The organism is Methylobacterium sp., from assembly GCF_019750675.1.
In the GTDB taxonomy this organism is placed as follows: Bacteria; Pseudomonadota; Alphaproteobacteria; order Rhizobiales; family Beijerinckiaceae; genus Methylobacterium.
In genome coordinates this window covers 1-2,204 of the sequence record NZ_JAIEOF010000458.1, presented here as the reverse complement: position 1 = coordinate 2,204, position 2,204 = coordinate 1, and the positions used below count along the sequence as shown (strand labels likewise).

The following is a 2,204-nucleotide window of genomic DNA, read 5'->3' as shown; positions in this document are numbered from 1 at the left end:
AACGGAGTGCGGCCATCGCGACAATGTTCGTAGCGGCCGTGGATGGCGAGGGCACCGCGAGCGCAGCCGCAGATCTGCCGCCGGTCGCCCGCCTGCGCCCTCACGTCGAATGGCCCTACGGCTTCACCATGACGAGCCGGGGTCTCGTCTATGAGGCGAAGGAGGGTGGGCCGCTGACCCTATCGGGGCCTTTCGAGGTGCACGCCATGGTGCGTACCGAGGATGGCACGGGCTGGGCCACCGCGATCTCGTTCAGGGACCCCGACGAGCGCCTGCATGTCGTCATGGTGCCGCGTGCCGACCTCGCGAGTGGAGAGGCGGCCGAGTTGCGACGCGATCTGGCGAGCAAGGGCCTGCGGCTTGGAACGGGCCGGAGTCATCGCGAGCGGTTCGCCGCCGGACTCGCGGGCCTCAAGGTGGAGACGCGCGCCTTGCTCGTCGCCAAATCCGGATGGCATGCCAATGGCACCGTGTATGCGGCCCCTTCGTTCACGGCCGCGTCCGATGATCGCCTCGGCGAGCCAATCCTTTTCCGGGGTGATCCTGGCGCCTCCCTGTTCCGCGAAGCGGGCGACCTCGACACGTGGCGCACTCAGGTCGCTTCGCTCGCGGTCGGGCAAAAACGCCTCCTCTTTGCGCTCTCGATCGCCTTCGCCGGGCCGCTCCTCGAACCCCTCGGGCAGGAGCCGGGTTGCTTCAACTTGGTCGGCGCATCTTCGACCGGCAAGACCTCGGCTCTGCGCCTCGCCGGTAGCGTCTGGGGCGGAGGGGGGCCGATCGGGTTTGCCTCGACCTGGCGCACGACCTCGAACGCCCTCGAAGGCGTATGCGCGCAGCACAACGACAGCTTCCTCGGCCTCGACGAACTCGGTATGTGCCCGCCGCACGAGGTCGACGCCGCCGCCTACAGCCTCTCCGGCGGCAGCGGCAAGAGCCGCCTCAAGTCGGACGGGGAGCTGCGCGCCCGTCAGCGCTGGCGCGTCATGGTGCTCTCGACGGCCGAGATCACGCTCGGACAGCGTATCGCCGAGGGCGGCCCCGGCAAGGCCGTTCGCGCTGGGCAGACCGTGCGCTTCATCGACCTGCCGGCGGATGCCGGCCAGGGCTTCGGCCTGTTCGACCACGTCGGGGAGTTCGGGGAGGCGGCCCGACTGGCGGACGCGATCCGCGACCGCACCGGGACGTGCTACGGCCTCGCCGGAGCCGAGTTCGTTCGGGCCTTCCTCCGGGCGCCGGAAGAGGCCAAGCGCAGCGCCTCTAAGGTGATCGCAGACTTCGTGGCGCGCCACGTCACCGAGGGTGCCTCGGGGCAGGTTCACCGTGTCGCCCTGCGCTTCGGCTTCGTTGCCGCCGCCGGCGAGCTGGCGACCCATTACGGGCTCCTGCCCGTCGAGCCCGGCGCCGTGACGGAGGCGGCGGGGAGTCTTTTTCGGCTTTGGGTGGATCAGCGCGGCGGGACGGGCGCCAGTGAGGCGCGCAGTGCCGTCACGCAGATCCGCGACTTCCTTCGTGCGGACGGGCTCTCCCGATTTCCCTCGGCAAAGCTCGGACTCGATGCGGGATCGTGGCGCACGCAGAAAGTCGCCGGCTTCCGAGCGTATGACGAGGCCGGCGTCGCTGGGGACTTCTACTTCACCGATGGGGGGTTTGCCGAGGCCGCCGCATCGCTGGATGTTCGCGCCGCTGCGGACGCCTTAGCCGAGGCCGGGTTCCTGATCCGTGGCGAGGAGGGGCGGCGAAAGGCGAATGTGCGCGTGGGGGATCGGCTCATGCGCGTCTACCGGATCTCCGCTTCTATCCTCGACGGTGAGGTGGAGCGGTGAGCCCTTCCGCCTCGTCCTCTCTTAGTGCTGACACCCTCGCAAGCCTGGCGGCCCTCGGCCGCCGGGTTGGGCGCCCCCTTCCGGCTGTTCCCAGGACACGGGTTTGGGAACAGCCATCCGGCAGGGATTGGGAACACGCCGGGGACGGGGTTTCCCTGACCGATCAGTGTCTTACGAGCGATCCCGTCCGGTCTGTTCCCGTGTTCCCACGTTCCCAGCGCGAAATCTGTCCCGACGCATACGAGGAGCGTGCGGCGATCCTCGAATACGAGGGTGGCCTGCCGCGTGCCGAGGCCGAACGGGTGGCTCTCTCTCTCTTGCTCTTGGATCAGATGGATAGTCCAAACACGCAGGTCGGGAACCTCGACCGCGAGCTGATGG

At 68.9% G+C, this 2,204-nt stretch carries 1 protein-coding gene and 1 pseudogene; both read left to right on the top strand.

From position 1 onward, the window contains the following. The coding region (locus K2X24_RS23975; RefSeq protein WP_292501850.1) for a DUF927 domain-containing protein at positions 1–1,823 on the top strand (1,823 nt) is incomplete at its 5' end. Between the two features lie 200 nt (positions 1,824–2,023). Continuing rightward, positions 2,024–2,204, top strand: a pseudogene (locus tag K2X24_RS23970) (hypothetical protein); the annotation flags it as partial.